This window comes from Reichenbachiella versicolor (assembly GCF_003171675.1).
Taxonomy (GTDB): domain Bacteria; phylum Bacteroidota; class Bacteroidia; order Cytophagales; family Cyclobacteriaceae; genus Reichenbachiella; species Reichenbachiella versicolor.
On record NZ_QFZQ01000004.1, the window covers coordinates 129,892 to 156,846 of the forward strand.

General features: G+C 36.9%; 21 protein-coding genes. 12 read left to right on the top strand and 9 right to left on the bottom strand.

Annotation, left to right across the window (positions count from 1 at the left end; genetic code table 11):
- The first annotated feature begins 120 nt into the window (after positions 1 to 120).
- Positions 121 to 642, top strand: a complete 522-nt coding sequence (locus DKG80_RS10220) for a hypothetical protein (protein WP_221409104.1) — start codon at positions 121 to 123, stop codon at positions 640 to 642.
- A gap of 334 nt (positions 643 to 976) precedes the next feature.
- Here DKG80_RS10220 and DKG80_RS10225 read toward each other — a convergent pair whose 3' ends face one another.
- Positions 977 to 2,905: an FGGY family carbohydrate kinase gene (locus DKG80_RS10225; RefSeq protein ID WP_221409105.1), complete on the bottom strand. Its 1,929-nt coding sequence runs from the start codon at positions 2,903 to 2,905 to the stop codon at positions 977 to 979.
- A 215-nt stretch (positions 2,906 to 3,120) separates the two neighbouring features.
- On the opposite strand from DKG80_RS10225, the gene DKG80_RS10230 reads away from it, so the two are divergent.
- The 6 genes from DKG80_RS10230 (at position 3,121) to DKG80_RS10255 (ending at position 9,653) form a co-directional block, all read left to right on the top strand.
- Positions 3,121 to 3,726, top strand: coding sequence for a helix-turn-helix transcriptional regulator (locus DKG80_RS10230; RefSeq protein WP_109831245.1), 606 nt, complete (start codon positions 3,121 to 3,123; stop codon positions 3,724 to 3,726).
- A 164-nt stretch (positions 3,727 to 3,890) separates the two neighbouring features.
- A complete protein-coding gene (locus DKG80_RS10235) occupies positions 3,891 to 5,372 on the top strand; it encodes a xylulokinase (protein ID WP_109831246.1) in 1,482 nt (493 codons plus the stop codon).
- A gap of 18 nt (positions 5,373 to 5,390) precedes the next feature.
- The gene (gene xylA, locus DKG80_RS10240) at positions 5,391 to 6,728 is read left to right on the top strand and encodes a xylose isomerase (protein WP_109831247.1); all 1,338 of its coding nucleotides are present in this window, start codon (positions 5,391 to 5,393) and stop codon (positions 6,726 to 6,728) included.
- Positions 6,729 to 6,802: 74 nt separating this feature from the next.
- Complete coding sequence (locus DKG80_RS10245; protein ID WP_221409106.1) at positions 6,803 to 8,206, top strand: sugar porter family MFS transporter; 1,404 nt, start codon at positions 6,803 to 6,805, stop codon at positions 8,204 to 8,206.
- 344 nt (positions 8,207 to 8,550) lie between these two features.
- On the top strand, positions 8,551 to 9,030 hold the full coding sequence (locus tag DKG80_RS10250) for a DUF4468 domain-containing protein (protein WP_162555808.1): 480 nt from the start codon (positions 8,551 to 8,553) through the stop codon (positions 9,028 to 9,030).
- 83 nt (positions 9,031 to 9,113) lie between these two features.
- Complete coding sequence (locus DKG80_RS10255) at positions 9,114 to 9,653, top strand: hypothetical protein (protein ID WP_109831250.1); 540 nt, start codon at positions 9,114 to 9,116, stop codon at positions 9,651 to 9,653.
- 134 nt (positions 9,654 to 9,787) lie between these two features.
- Here DKG80_RS10255 and DKG80_RS10260 read toward each other — a convergent pair whose 3' ends face one another.
- The 8 genes from DKG80_RS10260 to DKG80_RS10295 form a co-directional block, all read right to left on the bottom strand.
- On the bottom strand, positions 9,788 to 11,485 hold the full coding sequence (locus DKG80_RS10260) for a hypothetical protein (protein WP_109831251.1): 1,698 nt from the start codon (positions 11,483 to 11,485) through the stop codon (positions 9,788 to 9,790).
- Between the two features lie 328 nt (positions 11,486 to 11,813).
- On the bottom strand, positions 11,814 to 12,677 hold the full coding sequence (locus DKG80_RS10265) for an alpha/beta hydrolase (protein ID WP_109831252.1): 864 nt from the start codon (positions 12,675 to 12,677) through the stop codon (positions 11,814 to 11,816).
- Positions 12,678 to 12,704: 27 nt separating this feature from the next.
- Entirely contained in the window at positions 12,705 to 13,394 is a 690-nt protein-coding gene (locus tag DKG80_RS10270) for a class I SAM-dependent methyltransferase (RefSeq protein ID WP_109831253.1), read from the bottom strand.
- 204 nt (positions 13,395 to 13,598) lie between these two features.
- Positions 13,599 to 14,891, bottom strand: a complete 1,293-nt coding sequence (locus tag DKG80_RS10275; protein ID WP_109831254.1) for a TRAP transporter large permease — start codon at positions 14,889 to 14,891, stop codon at positions 13,599 to 13,601.
- A gap of 2 nt (positions 14,892 to 14,893) precedes the next feature.
- Positions 14,894 to 15,355, bottom strand: coding sequence for a TRAP transporter small permease (locus DKG80_RS10280; RefSeq protein WP_109831255.1), 462 nt, complete (start codon positions 15,353 to 15,355; stop codon positions 14,894 to 14,896).
- A complete protein-coding gene (locus DKG80_RS10285) occupies positions 15,339 to 16,367 on the bottom strand; it encodes a TRAP transporter substrate-binding protein (RefSeq protein ID WP_245906992.1) in 1,029 nt (342 codons plus the stop codon). The genes DKG80_RS10280 and DKG80_RS10285 overlap by 17 nt, the downstream gene beginning before the upstream one ends.
- Positions 16,368 to 16,410: 43 nt before the next feature.
- Complete coding sequence (locus DKG80_RS10290) at positions 16,411 to 16,740, bottom strand: hypothetical protein (RefSeq protein ID WP_109831256.1); 330 nt, start codon at positions 16,738 to 16,740, stop codon at positions 16,411 to 16,413.
- Positions 16,741 to 16,747: 7 nt separating this feature from the next.
- A complete protein-coding gene (locus tag DKG80_RS10295; RefSeq protein WP_109831257.1) occupies positions 16,748 to 17,464 on the bottom strand; it encodes an NUDIX hydrolase in 717 nt (238 codons plus the stop codon).
- Positions 17,465 to 17,892: 428 nt separating this feature from the next.
- On the opposite strand from DKG80_RS10295, the gene DKG80_RS10300 reads away from it, so the two are divergent.
- The 5 genes from DKG80_RS10300 (at position 17,893) to DKG80_RS10320 (ending at position 26,938) form a co-directional block, all read left to right on the top strand.
- A complete protein-coding gene (locus DKG80_RS10300) occupies positions 17,893 to 18,942 on the top strand; it encodes a LacI family DNA-binding transcriptional regulator (protein WP_162555809.1) in 1,050 nt (349 codons plus the stop codon).
- A 343-nt stretch (positions 18,943 to 19,285) separates the two neighbouring features.
- The gene (locus DKG80_RS10305; RefSeq protein WP_109831259.1) at positions 19,286 to 21,313 is read left to right on the top strand and encodes a TonB-dependent receptor plug domain-containing protein; all 2,028 of its coding nucleotides are present in this window, start codon (positions 19,286 to 19,288) and stop codon (positions 21,311 to 21,313) included.
- Between the two features lie 54 nt (positions 21,314 to 21,367).
- Positions 21,368 to 22,327, top strand: coding sequence for a 23S rRNA (adenine(1618)-N(6))-methyltransferase RlmF (gene rlmF, locus DKG80_RS10310; RefSeq protein WP_109831260.1), 960 nt, complete (start codon positions 21,368 to 21,370; stop codon positions 22,325 to 22,327).
- A gap of 212 nt (positions 22,328 to 22,539) precedes the next feature.
- Positions 22,540 to 24,849: a type IA DNA topoisomerase gene (locus DKG80_RS10315; protein WP_109831261.1), complete on the top strand. Its 2,310-nt coding sequence runs from the start codon at positions 22,540 to 22,542 to the stop codon at positions 24,847 to 24,849.
- Between the two features lie 610 nt (positions 24,850 to 25,459).
- Positions 25,460 to 26,938, top strand: a complete 1,479-nt coding sequence (locus DKG80_RS10320; protein WP_109831262.1) for a hypothetical protein — start codon at positions 25,460 to 25,462, stop codon at positions 26,936 to 26,938.
- Positions 26,939 to 26,955 lie beyond the last annotated feature (17 nt).

Here is a 26,955-nt window from a genome sequence, read left to right on the forward strand (position 1 = left end):
AAAAGTTTGCACAAAGCTATTTATTAGCCTGATTTTACGGAAATTGCATGTAGGATTAATTATGTGTTTTTCTGCATAATTTATTCCGAATGACCAGCGTTGAACGGTTAAAGAGTTGAAATGCAAGTACCTTATGAATTTATTGTCGGTAGTTTGATTTTTTTCGGACTGTTCATGTTGTGCTCGGTTGCCTATTATATAGACTCTTTACACCTGTTTTATTATCGAAAGGTGAATTTCCGAATCGATGATCTGGAAATTAGCTATTGGTACAAATGGAAACTTTTTACCAGTAATAGCTCACCGTTTTTCGTTTGGAGAAAAATCAAGTTTAAAAATCACATGACCAATCAGGAGTCAGAGCATATTATGCAACCTGTCAGTGAAAAAGAGCATATTCTATATTTTTATCTGGATAATAACTACAAGACCTATACAGGTGTACTATTCGATGCGGTAGTGGTAAGAGATGCAGACGTTTCTATGGGGTTTGATCTTTATTCCACGGATTATTTAGGTAAGAATTATGTTTACGAACGTCGTAAGGAAAGTACTGAATACCTTGGGATGATTGAACGGGGTAAATTTTACAAAACAGAAGGTATGTATCGAAATGTCAATAGTAAAGAGTTGAATTACTAAAAAAACAGCCACACCCTAATCACCCACGGCCACACCCGAATGATCGCCGACCAAGCCCTAACGATCCACGACCGCACCCGAATGACTGCCGACCATGCCCTAATGATCCACGTCCACACCCGAATGACTGCCGACCATGCCCTAATGATCCACGACCACACCCTAATGACCCACGACCGTGCCCGAATGACTGCCGACCATACCCTAATGACCCACGACCGTGCCCGAATGACTGCCGACCATACCCTAACGATCCACGACCGTGCCCGAATGACCGCCGACCACTCCCTAACGATCCACGACCATGCCCGAATGACCGCCGACCACGTATGGGTCAAATAGTCTCTAAATATTCGTCAAGGCTTAGACTTTTTGATAAATCAAACTTCTTTCGGAGTCTGTACCTTCTCGTCTCTACCCCCCTCACAGATAAATTGAGCTGATTAGCCATTTCTTTTGTAGTGAGATTTAATTTGATCAGAGAACATAGTTTAGCATCAGAGGGGGATAGTTTAGGATGTTTTTTCTTTAGTTTTTTAAAGAAGTCTGAATGTATGATGTCAAATTTTTCTTGAAAATGTTGCCAGTCTTTTTGTTTGTCAGTTTGCTGGTCGATGGACATGATGAGTCTACGAATATCATGTGCGGTATTCTCTGAGCTACCGATTCTAGCGAGTCTATTTTTAATATCTTCTAACAGTTCATCCTTTTCATTTAGTTTTAGACTGACTGTGGCAAGATCTTGGTCTCGCTTTTCGATTTCCTTTTTCAAATTAAAATTAATCTGTTTTAGTCGTTCAGGTCTACTCGATTGATTTGGAAGCTCGTAGAGGATTTTTTCAAGGTTGGAATACCAGTAGTTGTAAGCTTGGTTGCACATCATATAGTTTAGCCGAGGCTCATATATGGCTTTCGGCTTGATACTGCGAAGAGCTTCTTCTAGGTTTTTATATGCTCCACAAGCTATACCAGCACCTCTTGCCGCACCTATGGCTCCATTGGTATCCACTTGTTCCACTTGACAGTCAAGCATAGTCGCTAGTGTCATCGCGAAGACTTCAGATCGAAACATGTCTTCATTTCCTACCCTGATTATATCAACATCTATATTCATTTCTTTTAAGACATTGACTCCATGTACGAATGAAAAAGCTACTCCCTCTAATGCAGCCCTGAACACATGGCCTCTTGTATGGCGATTAAAGTCCAGATTGAGAATATGAGAATTAATATTTCTGTCTTCTAATATGCGTTCTGCACCATTTCCAAAAGGTAGAACACATAAGCCATCTGATCCTACAGGGATCGTAGAAGCTATTCGTTCCATGTCTTCATAGTTACGACCAGAGACGGCAATCTGGTGTTTGAGCCAATTATATTGTTTGCCAGCACCATTCAAACAGAGTAGTACGCCGATTCCATTCTGTTCTTCATAATTGACATGTGCGAACGAGTTGACCCTGGATTTGGGGTCGTACTTTGGGGTGTCCACGATTCCGTATACTACTCCAGATTCGGCACTTGATGCAGCGATTTCACCCGGGCGCATGACGTTAAGTGCAAGGGCGTTGTTGGGCTGGTCGCCAGCCCGATAGGTGAAAGGAGTATTAGGGTGTAAACCTGTTTGATAAGCAGCTTGGTGAGTTAAGTTTCCTTGAATGGAGAAAGTAGGCTGTAGGTCAGGTACAAGTTCTTTGTCAAGTTCAAAGTAGTTTAAGATCTCTTGCGATACCTTTTGTTTTTGGAAGTCCCATAGTATAGCTTCGGATATTCCAGAGACAGTGCTACAGATCTCGCCGGTCATTTTCATAGCTATATAGTCGCCCGGTAGCATGAATTTATAGGTGCGTTCGTAGATGTGAGGTTCGTTATCCTTGATCCACTTTAGTCGAGAAGTAGTGAAGTTTCCAGGGGAATTGAGCAGGTTTTCCAAACAGAATAGTTCACCCATATCATGAAAAGCCCTTTTTCCTATGTTTACAGCACGCCCATCACTCCATATGATGGCGGGTCTGAGAGCTTTGTGATCTCTATCGACTAAAACCAGACCATGCATTTGGTAAGTAATGCCAATTCCTCCAATGTCTCTAGGTGAGATTTGAGTTTCTTGAATCAAAAGTTTCGTGGCATGACAGAGGTCTTGCCACCACATATCGGGATGCTGCTCAGCCCAGCCGTGCTGCTTAGAAATAACAGAATAGTCATGTTCAGGATAGCGTAGCGTAGTAATAGTGGTATTGGTAGTTGCATCTAGGAGCGCCACTTTGATGCAAGCACTTGAGATCTGATAGCCGAGTAAATACATACTTCAAATATACGTCGTTTTTCAACTGTGTGATGATTTCTGTTTTTACTAATACCTACTCATTTGAACTGATAAACTTAGCTGAGTTGATCACTTAGGATAAATATTGAGTTGTATTATATTTGATTGTTATTATAGATCTAATATTCAGCGATTCTTTACGAATTGCATCCATGAAGTTGAAAAATTCACCATTATATATAGCATTCCTTGCGGTACTAGCTGCGACATTGCTGCTTTTTGTTGATGTGATAGCTGGTACGTTTGTTATTGCAGATCCTCAAGTGACTAACATAAAAGTTGAAATGGCTGAAAACCACACGACCGAATTGTTTGTCACAATCACTATAGTAGTGTCTGTTATCGTTTTCTTCTTGAGAAGGCAGCTAGTTAGGCATCATGATTTTGTAAGAAAAGTAACAGAAGAGAGTTCTAATCAGTTAAGTGTCAATAATTACGCAGAGCCTTATATCCAAAAGTGTATGATTATTATTAATGCACGATTCAAGGAAGATTTACAACTTGAGGAAGTTGCAAAGGTCTTGAATATCTCAAGTCCGCATCTTCAGCAAATGCTTTTTGACCTAACTAACAAATCGTTTGTAGAGCATCTAAATGAGGTGAGGGTAGCATATGCTAAAAAACTATTGATCAAATCTGATAAAGAAGTCTCTGAGGTGTCAAAAGCTGTAGGGTATGACAATAAGCATTACTTTATTAGACTCTTTAAGAATGAATATGGTATGTCTCCTGAGAAATTCAAATCTTCCTACAGTTAATTCAGAGAGTCTTTGTTGCTTCTTAATTCAAATTGAATTTACTGACGTAGTATTGAAGTAAAGTGAAGAAATTTTGAAGTAGGGTATTTCAAGAGTATAATCATTAATCAGTTTCTTTTGCCTTTGTCATCCAACGCTGGAGACAGAAGAATGAAAGAAGAATTATGTATCTACTAGGATATGATCTGGGTAGCTCTTCGGTGAAAGCTGCTATTGTGGAGGCTGAGACTGGTAAGTCCATAGCAGTGGAGCAGTATCCCTCACAAGAAATGGAAATTATCTCTCATGAATTGGGGTGGGCCGAGCAAGAGCCTGACACATGGTGGGAGAATCTCAAAAACGTAACTCAAAATATATTAGCATCTTCTAAGATAGATTCAGCCTTAATTAAAGGGATCGGAATTTCTTATCAAATGCATGGTCTAGTGGTAGTGGATGAAAATCAAAATTCACTTAGGCCGTCTATTATTTGGTGCGACAGTCGGGCTGTTGAAATTGGGAATGAGGCTTTTGGACAGATAGGGTCAGAAAAGTGTCTTTCTCACCTTTTGAATTCACCGGGTAATTTTACCGCTTCAAAACTGAAATGGTTGAAGGACAATGAACAATCTACGTTTCAGAAAATAGACAAGATCATGTTGCCTGGAGACTACATCGCTATGAAGATGACAGGCGAAGTGAAGACTACCGTGACTGGATTGTCTGAGGGTATTATGTGGGATTTCAAAGAGGAGAAAATAGCTTCTTTTCTTTTGGATCACTATGGTATCAAGGAGTCAATGATTCCAGAAGTGGTAGATGCTGTAGGACATCAGGGGAAATTAACTGCTGAATCTGCTAAATATCTTGGTCTGAACGAAGGAATACCTATTGGCTACAGAGCTGGAGATCAACCTAATAATGCAATGTCTCTTGGCGTATTGAATCCGGGTGAAGTGGCTGCTACAGGAGGTACGTCAGGTGTGGTGTATGGTGTAGTAGATAAGCCAACAGTCGATCCGAAGACTAGAGTAAATTCTTTTGCTCATGTCAATTACACTTCTGATGATGCTAGAGTAGGCGTGTTATTGTGCATCAATGGTTCAGGGATTCAATATAGCTGGGTCAGACAGATGGTAGCTGAAGAAGGGTTAGATTATCCTGATTTGGAGAAGTTGGCTGCGGAAATTCCCATAGGTTCCGATGAGTTAAGAATTATCCCATTTGGAAATGGAGCTGAAAGAGTGCTGGAAAATAAGAATCTGGGAGCACAGATGATCAATCTCCAGTTTAATCGTCACAAGAAGCCACATATTTATAGAGCTACTCTTGAAGGTATTGCATTTTCTTTCATTTATGGCATGGAAATCATGCAGGATATGGGACTAGATGTGGGAGTTATCAAGGTAGGTAATGACAACCTTTTTCAGTCAGAGATATTTTCCAAGACTATCGCTACTGTAATAGGTTGTGAGATACAGATGGTGAAGACTACTGGTGCAGTAGGAGCAGCGAAAGCAGCTGGTGTAGCAGGAGGGCTCTATGACTCATTGGAGCAAGCATTTGCACAAATGGAAACTGTGCAAGTGTATAAAGGAGATGACAATGGTGAGCCATACAAGAAGGCTTATCAACTATGGAAACAAGATTTAGAAAAACTTTTATAATAATTTAACTTTTCAGAAATGGCTGATTTAAGTGTAGTTACTGGCGACAAAGAATATTTCAAAGGTATAGATAAGATAAAGTTTGAAGGCAAAGGTTCGGATAACCCAATGGCATTCAAATACTATGACGAGAACCAAGTGGTAGCAGGCAAAACTATGAAGGAGCACTTCAAGTTTGCTATTGCTTATTGGCATACGTTCTGTGGAACTGGTGGAGACCCATTCGGTCCAGGTACAAAGGCATTTGAGTGGGATCAAAATGGAGATCCGATTGGAGCGGCTAAAGAGAAAATGGATGCAGCTTTTGAGTTCATTACTAAGATAGGTGCGCCATACTACTGTTTTCATGATTTTGATTTGATCGCTGAAGGTTCTTCATTGAAAGAGTCTGGGGAGAGATTGGATATCATTACTGATTACGCTAAAGAGAAGCAGGCTGCTTCAGGTGTAAAATTGCTATGGGGTACAGCCAATTGTTTTTCAAATCCAAGATATATGAACGGGGCATCTACTAACCCTGATTTCGATATCGTAGCATACGCAGGAGCTCAAATTAAAAATGCTCTTGATGCTACTATTAAGCTTGGTGGTGAAAATTATGTATTCTGGGGTGGTAGAGAAGGTTATATGTCTCTTTTAAATACCAATACTAAAAAGGAACTAGATCATATGGGTAGATTCCTTGGAATGTGTAGAGACTATGCGCGTAAGCAAGGATTCAAAGGTAATTTCTTCATAGAACCTAAGCCGGCAGAGCCTTCTAAGCACCAGTATGATTTTGATGCACAGACTGTGATTGGATTTTTGAAAGAGCATGGTTTGGAAAATGATTTCAAATTAAATCTTGAAGTGAATCACGCGACTTTAGCACAGCATACATTTACACATGAGCTTCAGATGGCAGTAGATAGTGGAATGCTAGGAAGTATTGACGCGAATAGAGGTGATTATCAAAATGGTTGGGACACGGACCAGTTCCCTAATGATATTTTAGAAGTGACTGAAGCAATGATGATTATCCTGCAAGCTGGAGGCTTCAAAGGTGGAGGTGTCAACTTCGATGCAAAAACTAGAAGAAACTCTACCGATCTAGAGGATATATTCTATGCTCATATCGGTGGTATGGACATTTTTGCGAGGGCACTATTAACGGCTCAAGATATTTTAGATAACTCTCAATACTTGAATTTAAGAAAGGCCAGATACAGTTCTTTCAATACAATGCAGGGTAAGGAGTTTGAAGAAGGAAAGCTTGATCTAGAAGCGTTGGCTAAAATAGCTCAAGAAGGAGGCGAGCCAAAGCTAAGAAGTGGTCAGCAGGAATTGTTCGAAAACATCATCAATAGCTATATATAGCAGATTGACTAGTCCCGATTCATTGTTTGGACGGGACTAATACTATTACCTCAAAAGACTAAATAGACTAAATTTTGGAAAATCAAGGTATTAACAAAGGGTATATCATTTTGATTACCCTAGTAGCTACACTCGGAGGGTTTCTCTTTGGGTTTGATAGTGGAGTAATCAATGGTACAGTCAAAGGATTGGAATCGGCATTCAATGCACAAAACATCGGAAGTGGGTTCAATGTAGCTTCAATGCTTCTTGGATGTGCTGTAGGTGCTTACTTTGCAGGAACATTTGCAGATAAGTATGGTAGAAAGAATATGCTGATCATGTCAGCTGTGTTTTTTATTATTTCGGCTTGGGGTTCAGGAATCGCTACTGCATCACCCGAATTTATAGTTTATAGAATTATTGGAGGGTTGGCAGTAGGTGCAGCGTCTGTAATGGCGCCGGCATATATTAGTGAAATAGCTCCTGCCGAATACAGAGGAGCATTAGCTACAGTGCAGCAAGTAGCAATTATTTCAGGTTTGTTTTTCTCATTTCTTAGTAACTACATTTTAGCAGATGTGTCTGGATCAGCAGAGAATGTTCTTTGGATGAATTTTGAGACATGGAGGTGGATGTTTTGGATGGAGCTGATGCCTGCAGGAGTATTTTTACTTTCCCTGTTCTTGATTCCTGAAAGTCCAAGATTCTTGGTAGCCAAACAAAAGAAAGAGGATGCACTTAAAGTATTGCAAAAATTATATGGTGATGGCGAAGGACAAATTAAATTGAATGAAATCGATTCTTCTTTAGCGGTAGACCATCATAAGCCAAGTTTAAAAGATTTGTACGATTCCACTCTAGGAAGAGTAAGGCCGATAGTCTGGATAGGCATTGGTTTAGCAACTTTTCAGCAATTAGTGGGTATTAATGTAGTGTTCTATTATGGAGCAGTTTTATGGCAGGCAGTGGGATTTGGTGAAGGAGATGCATTATTGATCAATGTAGTGTCTGGTGCTTTGAGTATAGCTGCTGTAGTAGCGGCATTAGTTCTGATAGATAAGGTAGGAAGAAAGCCTCTTTTAGTTGCAGGGTCTATTGGTATGGCTATCACACTTACATTAGTAGCCATCGCATTTGCTACAGGTACTTTGGGAGAAGAAGGTAATCTGGAGTTAAGTGAGAGTATGGGAGTTCTTGCATTAGTAGCAGCGAATCTCTACGTTATTTGTTTTAACTTTTCTTGGGGTCCTGTGATGTGGGTTATGCTTGGGGAGATGTTTCCTAATCAAATGAGAGGGTCAGGATTGGCAGTATCTGGATTAGCACAATGGGTTTCTAATTTTGGAATTACTTTAACTTTCCCGATTCTATTAGCAGGTCTTGGTCTAGCCTTTGCCTATGGTCTTTATGCTGCTTTCGCAGCGGTATCAGTCTTTTTCGTGATCAAGTATGTCTATGAGACTAAAGGGAAAGAGTTGGAGCAGATGGAAGGGTAATTAGAATAATAATTTACACATATAGCGCAAGCCTTTCTGGAGTGAATCCGGAGGGGCTATTTTTTGTCTAAGGTTATTCAGTAACAATTTCTTGTTATTATATGCTTTAATAGACATAGCATGTCAAATAAGAGAAATTATTACGTTTATTAATTTATTCATGTGAAAAAGAAGGGTTTGTGGCTTTTAAAGATGGTTTTTAAATCTCTCTTGTTTTGTCTTAAAAAATGTGTAACCCCTTATAGGTGATTTGCTTAAAAATGCAAATAGGCATTTACAGTGAGGAATCGCATGGTTTGGCATTCTACTTTTGTATTATGCTAAACCACAAAACACAAACCACAATGAGAAATATTTTTACGTTGATTGCGATCCTAGCCGTAATACAAGTACAAGCACAGTTGGTTAAAGAAAGTGGTTCTTATACTTTTCATCAAGTAGTAAGAGCTGCAGGTGATAAAGTAGATCTATATCAAAAGGCTGAGCAATGGGCAAAAGAAAATCATGAAAATACTAAGAATAGTATTCAATTTTCGAGTGAAGACAGAGGTCAAATAGTATTGAAAGGAATTTTTGAACATCATACTAAAAACGGAATGAGCAATGTGGCTTATTTATGTACTATTCAGATAAGAAATGGGATGTATAAAGAATCTTATGGAGACTTTAGATACATGAAATTGAATGGAGAGGAGCTACATTTTGAAGATAAAAAATTGAAAGGGAAGAGTCAAATCCTTGAAGATACACACATGAAGATAGTGTCATTATCAGCAAGCTTAAGGGATCAATTAAGTAGCCAAGTGATGGCATCAGAGAAATAAATTACAAGATCTTATAGACCAGCTATCTATCGATCTTTGACATGTCCTTTTGAAAAGAAGGAAATTAACTATGAATTAGTGCGATGAAATCCACTTTAGCGTTGTTGATAATCATGACTGCATCAGCAGTAGGGTATACGCAACAACTTAGAATCAAACATACTTCCGAGGGACAGGCATATGTAGAGTCAGAGGCAATGAAGATAGAAAACGACAACGATTTGGTTATGGAAAATGGGCAATCAGTGCATGAGATAAGCTTTGCGTATTATGGTAGTTCTGCAGGCGATAAGTCAATGCGAATGACAGTTAGTTTTACTGAAAGTGTAAAACGTGAAATCCCAGCGGGATCGATGGTTATTATTAAGTTGGGTAATGGGGAGATAGTAGGCTCCAGAACTTTAGCCAGTTATTCAGGTGTACGCAGAGATGATAATGTTTACGCTAGTAATTTTTATGTCTATTTCAATAATACTACAGCTCGTAAAATAGCAGCTAGTGGAATTAAAAAAGTAAGGCTAGCTTACGAAAAAAAGAGATTTGATTGGCAGGCAGATGAAAACAAGTCTAAAACATTAGCAATGGGGGTATTTAATACAGACCTTAATGTCTTTGCTAAGTAGTAATTAGTTTTTGATTAATTCTAGTTGTCCTAATATCTTTTTCATTTAAAGAATCTTGTCTTGTACAATGACTGTAAAAAAAGACCGGTTCTTTTTAAACCGATCTATATTTAGTCAAATCATTACTGAAAATCTTATACTAACTCGTTCATTTCTATATTTTCTACCTCTGTCCTGAATTTTTTTATTTCTTTAACTGTGTTTTTGTCAAGCCACATAGCTTCAGCATTGATTAAGTAGTGGGCAATACTGTTTAATAAATTAGATTGAAAGGTTTCAAGTTTCTTCAACTCTTTTACTGATAGCTCCGCTGAGTACTTAGGGGTTATTTCCTTCAAATGATTTACGTAAAGGCTCATTTCCTTCAAGAACATATGTGGGCGTCTCATGGTTAGAATATTGCTTTTACCGTAGATATGACCAACCATTCTCTCTAATGAATAGGTCTTGTCAAAGTATGCAAGGTTTGGTCCAGGACAAACAGATATGCTATCGTTATTATCCTTACTATCGAGGTTGAATTTCTTTAAAAACGAATTGGCAAGACCATCGCAGATGCATTCCTTTTCAGTGATTTTATTGAATTGTTCGAGATATTCATTAGGAGTCAGATCCATTGAATTAATTTCTTCTATTCGTTTTTTCTGAAAATTCACAGAGGCAGGGCATATCCCATCATCACTATATCTTTTGTCTAGTGCGACGTGTTTTTTTATACATGGGCTGCCTGGCTTTCCTTGTGCGATTCTTTGTAACCTTACCTTCTCCGCATTGTTGTTTTTGATCGTGTTGAATTTGACACCTAAAGGTGAAATATCACTCGTATAAATATCATCTTCACCAGCAGCTATCAACTCGTCCAAGGTGCTATTATCTATAGATGTTGCTTCAGGAACTAATAGAAAAGGACTGCCCCAACCAGTTCCATTTACGTTGTAAAATGACTCAAGCAATTCCCTTTCTTCTGCAGTTCCAATTCCTCCCTGTACGGTTAGCTTTTGTATTAGTACAGGTGTATTTTTATTTTGAGCTTTCCAAGCTTCATGACAAAGGCTTAAAAGCTCATTATTCATTTTTTTGCGATTTTGTTTGAAGTCTTGTAGTATAGGACCTAGTAATATCCCTTCAGTTGGGAAGGCATGGCCTCCACAGTTAAGTCCAGATTCTACTCTGTATTCAGATACCCATATACCTCTTTTTGCAAGCATTTTACCTTGTATCAAGGCAGATCGATAATCACTTACTTTGAGAATAATTCTTTTTTTAATGTATCCAGATTTGTCTGGAAAGAAGTCTTCGAATTCCGTGATATATGCGAATAGTTTTGGATTGATACCTGCGGACAGAACTAATGAACCATCTATTTGACTCTTAGCAAAACCTTTTAGTGCAGAGCAAGCTTCTGACAAATCTGTTTCACCATGAATACCCTGTCTATCAAGCTTAGTCATGATGTTCACATCGATTGATCCAGGTTTCAATTGATTCTTTTTGTCAAGAATGTCCTGTGAACGTACATATCCTGGGAGTAAACGTGCATACTTGTTAAGTTCTGTTTTTGATTTAAATACCTCTTTAAATCCTTTGTCTACAAGAACTTTGGTCAAATTGAGGTATGCAGTGATTCTACGGCTTCTATAGTCAGGCTCTGACTTTTTAATTTCTGTATATGGAATCTGATTGACTCTTGAGTAAAACATACGAGCCTTTTCGATGACATCGTCCTGTACTAGAGAAATAACTGATGAGATGCCATATTTGGCTACTTTGATAGGTGTGTCTAGAGTATATCCTATTCCCATTACGGGTATGTGAAATTGATGAGTAAGCATGTTCTTTGAATTTTTATGAGGTAAATCTCAAGCAATACTAGAATTGCGCCTATGACCTAGATCAGGAATAGACTTGTTACTCATTAGCTAATTTTTTGTCACAATGATACTAATCAGCCTGTCTATAATGGTTTGAAGAAAATCATGAGAGAGGTTTTGATAAGTATTCAGGAGTGATCCAGTTTAATTTATTAGTGTTTTTATAGATGGATATTGTTTGCAGACTTATCGAATTTGCACTTAGATAGAATTTAAATATTGATTTGGGTCAGTATTTACTAAGGATGGAATCTAAAATGTGTGTTAATAGTTGATGTGTTTTGACTTCTCAGGTTTTAATAAAACCTTCATCTAAAGCCCATTCATAAAATCGTTCTATCCATGTGTCTGTAGCTAAGTTTTTAGTTCTCATACCAAAGCCATGACCTCCTTTGGAGTACATATGTAAACCAACGCTGAACCCATTGCTAAGCCATGATTGATACAGACTAATAGAACCGGGAGCCAATCCTAATGGGTCATTACTTGCACATATAATAAGCATAGGAGGCGAGTCTTTTTTTGGTTTTTTAATAGGCATCATTTCTGTCCAAGGGTAAACAGGAACCACAAAGTCTGGACGAGTCGATTTATTATAAAAATATGTGACTCCCATAGCTACGGCTCCTCCAGCTGAAAATCCCATAAAGCCAACTTTTGAAGGATCAATTTTCAATTCTTCTGCATGATCTCTTACATATTGTACAGCACTCAATCCATCTCTAATCGAATATGGAAGTACAGCGTTGACCTTTTCACTAAAAGTTATTTGATCTCTATTTGGTTGGTCGAGTTCCTTCTTGTTATTATCGATAGGGACTAATCTATATTTTAATACTATGCCCGTAATTCCTTTATTTTGAAGCCATTTAGCCACCATTCTACCTTCTGATTCGATACTATGTGCCATCAATCCACCACCTGGAGCGATAATGACTACTGTACCGTTCGGTTCTTTTGGGGAATAGATTTCTATAGTTGGTTTAGATACATTATTAACGATAGGTGTATTCCATTTCTCGTTGAAAAACGCTTTCTCTTCCCCTGTCCAAACGATATGAGGTGCAGGGGTGAATGGTATTTCTATAACTCTTTGAGCTTGAGATAAAAATGTTAATAGTATTAAGCAAGTGGTAATTCTTAGTTTTAACATGCCTTTTGATTTAGGTGAGAAAATTGGTTAACCTTTTTTGATACCGAATGCAGCTACATTGACCATCATCCAGCCTAATTTTTGATCGAGTTTTTGATCCAGCCAGTAAAGAGGTTTATTAAGGGCAGGTACCACAAAAGGGTATAGATGAATACCCTTAAAACCGATCAGATCAATTCCATTGTTGATTAAAAAAGACTTAAGCTCATGATAGTGTACCCAGTTTTCATAGCCTTGATAATCCCGTAGATTAAATGTTTGAGCTAATTTCAAAGAAAAATACCAGAACGTTCGGTTCGGGGCGGTGATGCAAATTTTTCCGCCGGGTTTTAGTACCCTGATCATTTCTAATGTAGCGTCATATGGATTAGGAGTGTGTTCAATTACTTCAGATGAGATTACATAAGAAAAACTATTGTCATCGAAGGGTAGATCTAGAAGTGATCCTACTATGCCTTTAGCTTTAGGTGACTTGTTGACTGAAATGTCTACAAGCTTAGGGGCAATGTCTAAAGTGGTGACTTCTGCGCCTCTTTCTACTGCTTTTTTTGTAAACCACCCAGTTCCACATCCAGCATCCAGTAATGACTGTTTAGTAAGATTTTCATCTCCAAGAAAATCCTTGAAAATGACCTCTATTCTGCGATTCGTATCATACATGTTCATGATTGAATCAAAATCTTCAGCAATGTCATTATAGAATAATTCCTTATTCATCAAGCAACAATATATACATTAATTGATCGTAGTGCGATCTTATATCTGGTTTAATTCTTTTAGACTGGGGTAAAACAAGAATAAAACCTGGAAGATATTCTAATTGGTTACCGAGTTTTTTACTTGTTAAATATCTAAATAATTTAAAAAAAAGAGCTCAGCATCTATACTGAGCTCTCACATACCTTTACTACAGAAGTAGTTTTAATCAAATAATTCGGGTAACCAAAGACTGATTTGTGGAATGTAAGTTACCAGTAGAAGCACTACTATCATTACTATAAAAAGTGGAATTAAAGGCTTCAATACTTTATTGAGTGAGACATCAGCGATTCCCATTCCTACGAATAGCACAGATCCTACAGGAGGTGTGCACAAGCCAATACAAAGGTTCATGACCATAATTATCCCAAAATGTACAGGATTAATACCAATGCTAGTTACCACAGGTAGGAATATGGGGGTGAAGATTAAAACAGCTGGTGTCATGTCCATGAAAATTCCTACACAAAGAAGTAATACATTGATAAGGAAAAGAATCACGATTGGATTGTCTGATACACTTAGAAGAGCTGACGTTACCGCTTGAGGAATATCAGCATACGCCATAACCCATGACATGCTCATAGAGCATGCAATCAATAAAGTAACTATTGAAGTTGTAGTTACCGAGCTTATTGCTATAGTTCTAAGTTTTTCAAAATCTAATTCTTTGTACACTAATGAAAGAATAAGTGTGTAAAGAACAGCAATTCCCGAAGCTTCAGTAGCAGTAAATACTCCCGCCACTATACCTCCAATTACTACAAAAAGCATAAATAAACTAGGAAGCGCATGTACGAATGTGACGATTACGTTTTTAAAGCTTGCTTTTTCCCCTTTTGGGTAATTTTTGATTTTAGCATATATGGCTGCTACTAGCATCAATGCAAGCCCCATTAATGTACCTGGAAGATACCCTGCCAAGAAAAGAGCTGCAATAGAAACTCCTCCACTTGCTAGAGAGTATACGATTAGAATGTTTGAAGGAGGGATGACAAGACCAGTAGTAGATGATACAATATTAACTGCAGCACTATACTCCTTTTCATATCCTTCTTTTTCCATGCGTGGACCAAGTGTTCCCCCAATAGCTGATACTGCTGCCATCGCAGAGCCTGAAATTGCGCCAAAAAGCATAGCTCCAATGATGTTTACATAAGCAAGACCTCCTGGAAAAGAACCTACCAAAGCTTTTGCGAAAGCGATGAGTCGTTGAGCTATACCTCCTTGGTTCATGATTTGTCCTGCTAGTACAAAAAATGGTATTGCTAGCAAACTAAAACTATCTAACCCAGTAGCCATTCGTTGAGCAATGGTTGTAAAAGCAGGCATTGAATCTATGCTGACCAATATCGTACAAAGCGATGCTAGTCCAACACTATATGCCACAGGTACACCTAATACCAACAAAACAATGAAGCTTGTAATAAGTGTAATGATTTCTAAATGCTCCATGATTAGTCGATGTTTAAAAGGTCACAAATGGTATAGAAACATATCAAAAAACCGCTAATAGGGAGTGCTAAGTAAACATATCCTATTGGTAAGTGCATAGCGGATGAAGTTTGCCCAAGATCAAAAGAAACCAAGACCATTCTCGTGCCGCCGACAATGAATGCTAAAATGGAAAAAATTAATATGATAACATGAATTATCTTATTTTGAATAGCTTGTTGTTCGTTATTAAGTTTTTGTTTAAGTATTTCTATTGCTACATGAGCTTGTTTACCAGAAGCATAAGCAGCGCCAAGAAGACCAATCCAAACTAATAGATATCTTGCTAATTCATCCGTGAAAATGCTAGGGTTACTTAATAGATATCTAGAAGCTACTTGCCAAAGTACATTAAGTACCATTATGCCAAGAAGTATGCTTAGTGCAATTTCTAGTGCTTTGTCTATTTTATTTCTTAGAGTCATTTGTAGTTGTTTTTGATGAGGAGAGTCCTGTCGCTTGTATTTGTTGGATTAGTTCGTATACTTTCGGTTGGTCTTTGTATTTGTTGTACAGGTTTTGAACCTTACCTTGGAATAGAGTCTTGTCAGGGTAGCTTACTTGTACACCTGCTTTTTTTACAGCCTCTAGACTTTCAAGAACAGAGTTATACCATACTGCTTTTTGATATTCTACAGAGCGGTCAGCAGCTTCTTGAAGCCATTCTTTTTCTTGATTTGTCAGGTTATTCCAAGTATAAGTGCCTACTATCAGTACATCAGGTAGTGACATATGCTCGTCAATAGAATAATACTTGCATACCTCATAGTGTCTAGAAGTGAAAAAGCTAGGAGGATTGTTTTCAGCAGCATCTACCACTCCCTGTTGTAGCGCAGTATAAAGTTCACCAAATGAAACTGGGGTAGGAGAGCCGCCAAGAGCATTAACCATGTCAAAAGAAGATTGACTATTCATGACTCTAATTTTCTTGCCTTTTAGATCTTCAGGAGTTGTAAAAGGTTTTTCTTTAGAGTAGAAGCTCCTACTACCAGCGTCGTAGAAGCACAATCCCCTAAGTCTGTAATCACTTCCCTTTTCAAGTAGTTGCTTACCTACTCCTCCTTGTAAGACTTGCCAAGCATGAGCCGAATCTCGGAAAATATAAGGCAGTGCCAACACACTGATTTCTGGAACAAAGTTCTCAAGAGCACCTGCTGATACTTTGGTCATATCCATGCTGCCGATTTGTAGTAACTCCAATAAATCTCTTTCCTGTCCTAATTGTCCATTACTGTATATATCAATGGTCATCTGACCATTAGATATTTCCTCAAGTAGTCTGGCCATTTCAAGGATACCAAGATGGACGGGGTGTTGATCATTTAGTCCATGAGCTAGTTTTAAGGTTTTGACCTTATCGGTACGTTGGCAAGAAATTAATCCTATGCACAGTACGACTAGTACTTGAATAGACAATCGCCATTTAGTAGTCATCATTATCATTCTGTTGTTTTTGATTTGTTAGGTTGGTTTAATCAGATTATTCAAAGTGTTTAGTGTTAATTTCTGGTAGATTATCTGATTTTCTGTAGATAACCTTAAAATATTCATCTCCTTCGGGGAAATAGTAAGTTACAGACTCCCAACTTTCCTCAAGAGTATTGAATTTAAATGGAATGAACTCACCATCAGTTTTTAATACAGGAAATAACCCTTCATCGATTTCATCGCTTACTAATGCTTCAAATTGAGCTCTAGAATAAGTTTTAAGTCCACTAACTCCTTCTAGTTTTAATGGAGGGTTTTTTATTGATTCACATCCTATTATTAAATAGGTAAATAATGCTGATAAATAGATTATCTTTTTCATTTTCTGATTATCTAAAACTGTGATTTGTATTTGACTGAAAATTCGGGTTCAATTTGAATAAAGTTGGAGCGCCTTGAACGCCTTTTCTTTTTTCCTTAGTTTCTAGTACCATGTTTAGACTGTTGACTTTTCTTCTGAAGTTCCTTCTGTCTAGGGTCTCGTCTAGTAATATTTCATATAAACCCTGCAATTCTGTTAAAGTGAATTTTTCAGGAAGTAAATGGAATCCAATCTTGGAAAAACTTACTGCTTGCTTGAGCATATTTCTAGCATCCTGTAATACTTCCAAGTGATCAAAGCCAAGCTCATTAATATCACTAAAGTCCACCCATTTAGCATCCGATATATAATTTTTTGGTCTCATTTCTAACCATTCAGGTTTGACCAAGGCATAATATCCAGATGTAATTGCTCGTTTAATCGGGTGACGTCTGACGTTGCTATAAGTCTTTACTTGCTTTATGTATACTTCTGAAGATAGTCCAAGTAATTTATCAAGAACTGTACTAACTGCTTCTTCTAGATTTTGCCCTTCTTGCATTATTCCTCCTGGTAGCAGCCAGTGCCCTTTGAATGGTTCAATATCTCTTTGGACTAAAAGTACTTTAAGGCCCTTTTGAGTGAAACCAAAAATGGCGACATCTGCTGTATGGGAACATTCATAGGCATCTATGGAGACAGTGGTATCCCAATTCACTTGTCTACTGGTTGGTTTTTGTTCCATAACTAAATAAGTGTGTCAAAACTACGCTAAAAATGATTCTATACAAACTACAAGCAAATGGCTATTGTATGATTATGCTCACTCAAAACTTTGATTGATAATAAACTGGTTAATTGAGCAACTACAAAGTCATTAATTTATAGGTTTTAGAGATTTCAAACCCTAATAGTACTCTAGATTAATACGCGTTGATGTTCAATAGAATTACCATTAAAGGTGTTATTGTTAAAGAGAACTATATCATCTTTAGGAAGTGTTTTTAGCTGATATTTTCTGAAAATTAAGGTTCGTTGTACTATACGTCTGTATTTATCGTTATTATTCGAGAATATTATTCATTTGTTTGTCTATTTGATTAAGAGTTACAATATAGAATGTTATTCAAAGTGCTTTTGTTTACATGTTAATTGAGTTGTCAAATAGAATAGTTGTCCTTAGTAGAGGGAATGAACGAAAAGATTACAATTAAAGAAATAGCCGCTTTAGCTCAGGTTTCTATTGGAACTGTTGATAGAGTTTTACATAATAGAGGGCGTGTTTCTAAAGAAACTAAGGAAAAGGTTGAAAAAATAGCAAAGGATTATGACTATAAATCTAATGTTAATGCTAGGAAATTAAAACTTAATAAGGCTTTTGAAATAGCTGTTTTATTACCTGAGGCTGATAGTTATTGGCAAAAACATAGAGAAGGAATTTCTAAAGCATTATCAGAATTTGACTTTTTAAATATTCTTTTTTTTGAATTCAAGCTAAATGATTCAACAACTGCTTCAATGAATCTAGCTTTGGATAAAGCACTTGATTCTAGTCCAGATGGTATGATAATTGCTCCCATATTTTTTGATTCGAACGAATTACTACTTAGGAGAATCAAAGATGCTGAAGTGCCAGTAATATTGATAGATTCTAAAATTGAAGGTTGGGATGGGCAATTGTCTTATATAGGTCAGGATGCATTTCAAAGCGGTGTAACTGCAGCACACCTTATAGATCATGGTGCGAGTAATAATTATCATGTTGCAGTAATAAATTTTGATCAAGCGGATGAAGTAAAAAAAACGCTTCAATCAAGGATTGCAGGTTTTGAGTCATACTTCAGTTCAATGGTTGTTAAACCGGAGATTAGGAAAATTAATATAGAAAGAGATAATAGGACGATAAGTGGGTTATTGAGTGAGCTTAGTTTAATCGAAGATGTAAGGATTTATGTTCCGAGTTCTAGAATATACCTTTTGAATGAGGCAATAGAAGGCAAAGAGTTTACTCGAATAGTGGGCTGTGATTTGATATCTCAAAACTTTGAGATGCTAAGAGATAATAAAATTGATTTTATTATTAATCAACTACCTTTTAACCAAGGGTATAAGGCTATAAGAACCCTTTATAAGAAATTGATTATGAATAGGGAAGTAGAAGAGTATCAATTTATGCCTATCGAAATTGTCAGTAAGTTTAATCTCGATTATTGTTCATTGTAGAAGGAAATAAAAATTCATTACAATTTTCAGTAGTTGACTGTAATAGAATACAAAGTTCAATAAACTGATCAGAAAGATTATTCTCAAGATTAAAACTTTAAAAATGAATTCTTTATAAAGAAATGTATTCAGGTTGAAAATTGAGAAATGCTAAAGATGAAAGATACGTATTTAAAAGCCGGCAAGGAAGTTGAGATTTGTGTTCTTAAAAGTTTTAATTATTTTGTCCAATCCGATTTTGTTTTAAATGTGTTCCGAAAGTATTATTTCGGTGATTTTATGTTCTGTCTCCAAAAATTTCTTGTGGCCTTTAAGTAGCCTTCAATAAGCAAGGAAGTTACATATGATTAAAAAAGTATCTACAAGTATTATTTTCAGTGTTTTAAGTCATGCAGTTCTTTTCGCTCAAGTAAAGACTGATGTGGACTCATTGGATATTGAAAACTGGTCTTTGCAAGAAATACTTGATTTTAGAATATACTCCGTCACAAAACAAGAGGAAAAGTTGGCAGAAGTACCATTGTCAGCATACAAACTGACACACGAAGAAATCAATCGATGGGGTACCAGATACCTTTTTGAAACGATGGGGCGAGTTTCTGGATATTCTTTTTACAATACGGATTATTATGGTCAGCATGGGTTTATGGTCAGAGGACTACAATCGATCTGGCGATACGGGTATAGTATAGAACTGATGCCTATCCAGGATTATGGGCATACCTTGTTTCCTCACGAATTCTTTAGTTCTGTAGAAGCAGCTCGAGGGCCTTCAGGACTTGCTTGGGGTAGCAGTGCCAATGCTGGACTAATGAACCTAAATATACGAGATGATTTGAATGGTCCAGAATTAGTGGGTAGTTATGGGAATTACAATCAATTTTCTTTATCTGCTCTGTATGGTCGAAAGTTTGAAGATGATAAAGGGGGTATGTTTTTTGGGGTGAATGAAAAAGGGCAGAATCCTGAGACTGTAGAGGATGCATTTAATCAACCAGGTAATAACTGGAAGGTCAATGGACTTTTACCTTCGTACTCTTTTATAGGTAAAGTGGAATACGAAGGGTTTAAAGCCATAGTCTATATGGAAAAAAATGATCACGTTTCTCCTCAGTTGTGGTTCGAAGACGCCTATGATAGGCGTCCTGATGGACAATGGAGACCAAATCAGTTTGCTCAGTTATGGAAAGATATAGCCGATTCTACAGGTGCAGATCCGCATGATCAATTAGATGTTTGGTCGTATAGATTAGAATATACTTTACCACTCAAAGGTGATAATATAGATGTATCTCTTTATCATAATCACTATGAAAAGACTTGGTATATGAATGCAGTAGGTATTGATGGACAAAGTACTAGAGACGTAGGTTTCAATGCAAACGCTAGAGCATTAGATAATAAATTAAATATCAGTTTTGGCAGTGATCTATATGGCTTGGCCAAAAATCAACTTTATTCAATCAATGATCAGTTTGCCATCAGAAGAGGTGTTGATTGGTTCGGGAAAACTTCTGCCCCTACAAATATTAGATATCACAACTCGTTTGTCCAGTTGGATTACAATATTCTTCCTGAGTTAAGAGTAATAGGAGGTACTCGTTTCGATTTTCAAGATGATGGAATGTTTCAAGATTGGATGGTCTTTTACCGCGGAGGACTTATTTACATGCGAAATGAAAATTTAGTATTTAAGTACTTTTATAATAATGCCCCTAGAAGACCTCAAGCAAATGAGAGAGGACACACATCTCCTGACGAAGAAATACTATCGGCTCATGAAGTAGCAGTAATTGGTAATTTAGGAGAAGTTTTCAATTTCAATGTCAACCTTTATTATCAACAGCTAGAAAATCAAATAACTAGAGATAATTCTTCCTTCAATGATTTTATTAATACGGGAGGAATGAAAACTCTTGGTATTGAGTGGGGAATTAAATCAAGGCCAATAAATAAACTCTTACTGTATTGGAACGGTTCTACAATGAGGTCAAAAATAAATGCAGGGCAATTAGCGATTAATCCAGGGAATTCAGAAGGACGTCCATTGTTTGTTCCTAGTTTCAACTCTTTTCTAGGAGCAGAATACCAAATTTTAGACTTATTGAGAACTAACATGGCATGGAGAGCAGTATATGGAATTCCATATCATGATCAACAGCATGAGGAACAAATTGCTTCAGCTAATTTCTTTGATCTTACTATGACTAGTCGTAAGTTCTGGAAAAAGTTGGAGGTATCTTTTGTAGCGCTCAACTTATTCAATAATACGAAACCTTTGCCTGCATATGGTGAACATGCCAAGAATCAACCAGGTACCATTGCACCAGAAGGACTTAGATACTACTTGAAAACAAGATATACATTCTAATTCGTTCAGATACTTCATTATACTTTTGTCTACAGGCTGAAATAAAAGAACAAAGTGAAAAAGAGTATCCAAAGTCAATCAAAATTACATCCTAGGAATAAACACCAAGGAAAGTATGATTTTGATACACTTGTCAAACATACCCCCGAGTTGAGGAAGTTCCTTATTAAAAATATTATCGGAGAAGTTTCTATTGACTTCTCCGATGCTAAGGCCGTTAAGACACTGAATAAAGCTCTATTAAAACTTCAGTATAATATCGAATACTGGGATATCCCGAATGGATATCTGTGTCCACCAATACCGGGAAGGGCAGACTATATTCATTATATGGCAAGTTGGTTACAAAAATGTAATCTGGAAAAAATGCCTAGAAATGGAAGTATTACTTGTATTGATATCGGTGTAGGGGCCAATTTGATTTATCCAATCATTGGAGTTACTGAATATGGTTGGTCCTTTATAGGTACTGATATAGATGAGAATTCTTTAAGTTCTGCTCAAATCATAATTGATTTGAATCCTAATTTAAAAGGTCGAATAGAGCTGCGTAGGCAAAATAATGTTGATGATATTTTCAAAGGTATTTTAAGCAAGGATGATCGTATTGATCTATCCGTTTGCAATCCACCATTTCATGCGTCTGCCGAAGACGCACAATTGGGATCTAATCGTAAAGTGAGCAATTTATCGGGTAAGAAGGTAGATAGTGCTAAACTAAATTTTGGAGGGCAATCAAATGAACTCTGGTGTCAAGGCGGTGAGTTAAGATTCATTCTCGATTATATCTATCAGAGTCGAGAGTTTAGTAACTGTTGTTTTTGGTATTCTACTTTAGTATCTAAGCAAGCTAATCTCAAGAGTATTTATAGCGCTTTGAATAAGCATAAAGCAGTACAAGTTGAGACTATACCTATGGCTCAAGGTAATAAAGTAAGTAGAATTGTTACTTGGACTTTCTTGACAGAAAAGCAACAAGAGATATGGAGAAAGATGAAATGGAACAGCAAATGACTAAGAAAAGCTAAAAAATTAAGTCATAGGCTTGATCCTTCCCTAGTATATGAAAGGTTGGGAACTATTTGGTTTATATAGATATTATCCTAAATTCATTAACTCTATAAAGCTTTGATATCGAGAGGGTAAGAGTTTTTGTCAAGGCAGCTTTTTAATTTTATTTTAAAAGCAGTTTTACCCTATCTGACAATGATTTTTCTTTGCTGGCTATGAAAGTCTGTATTGCCGAGAAACCCAGTGTAGCCAAGGAGATTGCTAATGTAATCGGAGCAACTAATCGTCATGATGGTTACTATGAAGGTAATGGCTATCAGGTTACTTGGACATTTGGACATTTTTGTCAGCTCCTACCTCCTGAAGATTATAAACCACATTGGAAGAGATGGGATTTGAATACTCTACCTATGTTGCCAGTGCGGTTTGAAACCAAAATTATGGATGATGGCGGAGTTAAAAAGCAGTTCAAAATCATTCAAAGGTTATTAGGTAACGCTGAAACGGTCATAAACTGTGGTGATGCAGGGCAAGAAGGAGAATTGATCCAACGGTGGGTTTTGAAGCAAGCTAAGTTTGAAGGGCATGTGCAGCGATTGTGGATTTCATCACTCACTACAGAAGCAATTAGAACAGGTTTTGAGAAGTTAAAACCAGCAGGTGAGTTTGATAACCTATACTATGCTGGTAGTTCACGAGCTATTGGAGACTGGCTACTAGGAATGAATGCGACTCGGCTTTATACGCTCAAGTATGGTGCACAGAAGCAAGTATTATCTATTGGTCGAGTTCAAACGCCGACACTTGCTATGTTGGTTAAGCGTCATTATGAAATTGAAAACTTCGTTCCCAAACCTTATTGGGAACTGATGACACTTTATAGGGACACTAAGTTTAATAACACAGAAGGGAAGTTTTTCAATAAAGAAGATGGAGAAGCTCTGCTTAATAAAGTAAAAGGTCAAGACTTAGTCATCAAAAAAGTTGAGAAAAAGGAAGGAAAAGAATATGCTCCAAAACTCTTCGACTTGACCTCGCTTCAAGTTTATTGTAACAGTAAGTTTGGTTTGACAGCAGATGCTACGTTGAAAATCGTTCAATCATTGTACGAAATGAAAGTCGTGACTTACCCAAGAGTAGATACAACCTTCTTACCAAATGATATGTATCCAAAGATTCCTGGCATACTGAAAGGGCTTAACAATTACTCCAGTTTTACAGGGGTATTATTAACCGGTAAGATCAGAAAGTCTACTAAAGTTTTTAACGACAATAAAGTCACTGATCACCATGCGATAGTGCCTACGGGGGAGGAGAAATCTTTAAGTGGTGATTATTTAAAGGTTTATGACATTATCGTTAGACGGTTTCTAGCTGTTTTTTATCCAGATTGTAAGGTAGCTAAGACGCAGGTCGATGCGGAGGTAGAAGAAGTTAAGTTTGTTGCCAGAGGAAAAGAGATTTTAGAAGAAGGATGGAGAGTTTTATTTCCTAAAGAAAAGAAAAAGACTAAGGATGATGATGAATCAAAGGAAGAAGAAGAAAATATACTTCCATCATTTGTAGAGAGAGAACAAGGACCACATGAACCTTCGTTTGTGGAAAAGGAAACTAAGCCACCTAAGTACTATACGGAGGCGTCATTGTTAAGGGCTATGGAAACGGCGGGTAAGCAACTGGAGGACGAAGAATTGAGTGATTTAATGAAAGCCAATGGTATAGGTAGACCTTCTACTCGAGCAAGTATCATTGAGACTTTGTTTAAACGCAAGTACACGATGCGTCGCAAAAAGCAGGTACTCCCAACACCTATGGGAATTCAGCTAATCGATACGATTCAGAATAAACTACTCAAATCAGCAGAACTTACTGGGCAATGGGAAAAGCAACTCAAAGAGATAGAGAATGGCAACTATCATGCAGGGCAATTCATTGCTAACATGAAGAAAATGGTTGATCACTTGGTCTATGAAGTAAGAATGGAACAAGGTAAAACCATGTTGACAGCAGAACCCATTACACTCAAAAAAAAGTCAGCAAGTAAACCTGCCAAGAAAGAATTTGTAGGTTCACAATGTCCTAGATGCCAAAAAGGACAAATCTTAAAGGGTAGTGTAGCTTATGGATGTAGCGATTGGAAAGAAGGTTGTAGTTTTAGACTACCCATATCCTTTTTGGAAAAGAAGCTTACAGAGTCTCAGTTAAAGCGCCTTATTGATAAAAAAGCTACTACTAAACTAAAAGGATTTATTCTTGAAGGGGAGAAAGTTGAAGGGATTATAAAATTGAATGATGACTTTCAATTGACATTCGAAAATAAATCAATAGCTCCAAAGAAAACCGATAATGGAATGCCCATATGTCCTAAGTGCAAGAAAGGTACTTTGGTCAAAGGAAAGGAAGCGTATGGTTGTTCAGAATGGAAAGATGGCTGTAATTTCAGATTTACATTTGCTGATATTAAAGTGAAAGCTAATGGTCAGCCGTTAACCAAGAAGCTAGTCTTGGATATCATTTCGAAGTAATCCAACTTTGGTAAGTTTGAGAGTTTCTATTAACTAGAAATTGATAGATGCACTTTCAATCAATATTCACTAAACAAATTTCCATTCGTTTATGTGAAATAAAAAGAAAAAAGTCTCACCAAGATGGCGAGACCAAATATTCACGGGATATGTGAATATAGCTGGTAAAAATATCAAGGGTGATTTTTCGAGTCCATTTCATAAAATTAAGGTCTATCAAAAATCACGGTCTACTAATTGAAATATCAATTTTTAGAGACGCGTACCCATATTCAAAACTCAAATTAATCTATTCAATAACGTCATTGTTATGAGATATTATATGTCGAGGTTATTTCATAATGAGTTAAAATTTACTTGTTCTATTAGCTTGTATCAGAACTAAACTTTCGTATTGAAAGCCGAATTATAATAATAACGATTTATATAAATATTGAACTAGTTCAATATTTATATCCTACTCAATTAATAGTATTGTTCTGTAAATGCAATTTTATATTATTTAAATCAAATATTGGTAAAATTGTTAAAGTGATGATTAAGACTTGTTATCGTAGACAGGGCTACTAAGCCTATAGTTTGAATTAAACATCATATATATAATTAACTCATGAAATATTTATTTTTAAGTCTTTTTGCCTTTTTTCTATTCGCTTGCGATGAACAACCTGCAGAAGAACCGGGTTCTGATGAATCAGATGATACTCAGGAACAAAATGATAGCGGTTCTGATAATCCAATTGGTTCTAATTTTGGGTTCACAGCTCTAGAAGTATCCTCTGATTCAAGAACTATTTATGTTAGTAATTCAGAAGGAGATGATAAGAATGATTGTTTTACTGATGGTACTCCATGTAAAACATTAGCTGTAGCTATGGGTAAAATGCGGGAAGGTTATCCTGATCATTTATATCTCAAAAGTGGAGATTCCTTCATAGATGAAAACCTAAATAAGGTAACAAGTGGAAGAAGTAAGTCTGAACCTACCGTAGTGTCTTCCTACGGGGATGGTCCAAGACCAATAATAGGTGCTGCAGGTAAAGATGTTTTTTTGGCCTATGGTCCTACATCACATTTGCAGTTTATTGGATTGCACTTTTATGCATACAAATTAGATCCCGATAATGAACAATTTGATGGTGCAACTGGTTCTTCATTTCATTTTTTAGGTGGATTTGAAGATGTTTTATTGGAGGATAATGTGTTTGACTTTATGGAACTTAAGATTGCTTCTTGGGAAAGTGGAGGTCCAAAAGACTTTGTGCTAAGAAGAAATATTTGGACTGGCGCTTATATCAATACCTCGTCAGAACATCATAAAAAAAGACCATCTAACTTGTATGTTAGCGCAGTAGACGGATTAGTTATCGAAGAAAACGTATTTGATTATGGAGGGTGGCATCCTACAGTGCAAGGAGCAGGAGCAAATACTCGAAATCATAATTTGTACATAGTTGATAATAATGTAAGTAGTAGATTATTTGTTCGAAACAATATCATCACAAGAGGTTCAAGTCATGGTATACATGGCAGACCTGGAGGTACTTATGACAATAACTTTTTTGGTAGAAACTCTATACAGCTAGGAGTTGGGTATTCTAAAGTTGAAATGGTTCCAGGTGAATTTACGTTGGTCACTGATAATGTAATGAGCGAAACTGCTTCTATGTATAAGGGAACTCCCGTTTCAGAAAAAGCGAATGGAGCCATTTGGGGATTTGTTATCAGCAAGGATATAGGAAACCCAGACTATATTAAAATAGAAAGGAATATAATAACTAAAGAAATAGGGACATGTGGAATTTGCCGATCATATTTAAAACATGGATATACTCCAGAAGATAAGGACAATGTACTTTATGATGTTACTGTCGCAGATGAATTTGAAAACCCACATGAAGGTCCTTTTCCAGATCCAGAGAGAACTCTTGCAACATATAGCAAGACTTTAGGTCAGGAAGAGTCATTTGATGCCTTTATGAATATTGTTAAATCTCGCGCTCCTAAAACTTGGGATGATGCGTACAGCGCAGATGCGATCAATGATTATTTTAGAGAGGGCTTTGGATTAGAACAAGGTTCAAACTAAACAGATACTCTCTTTTT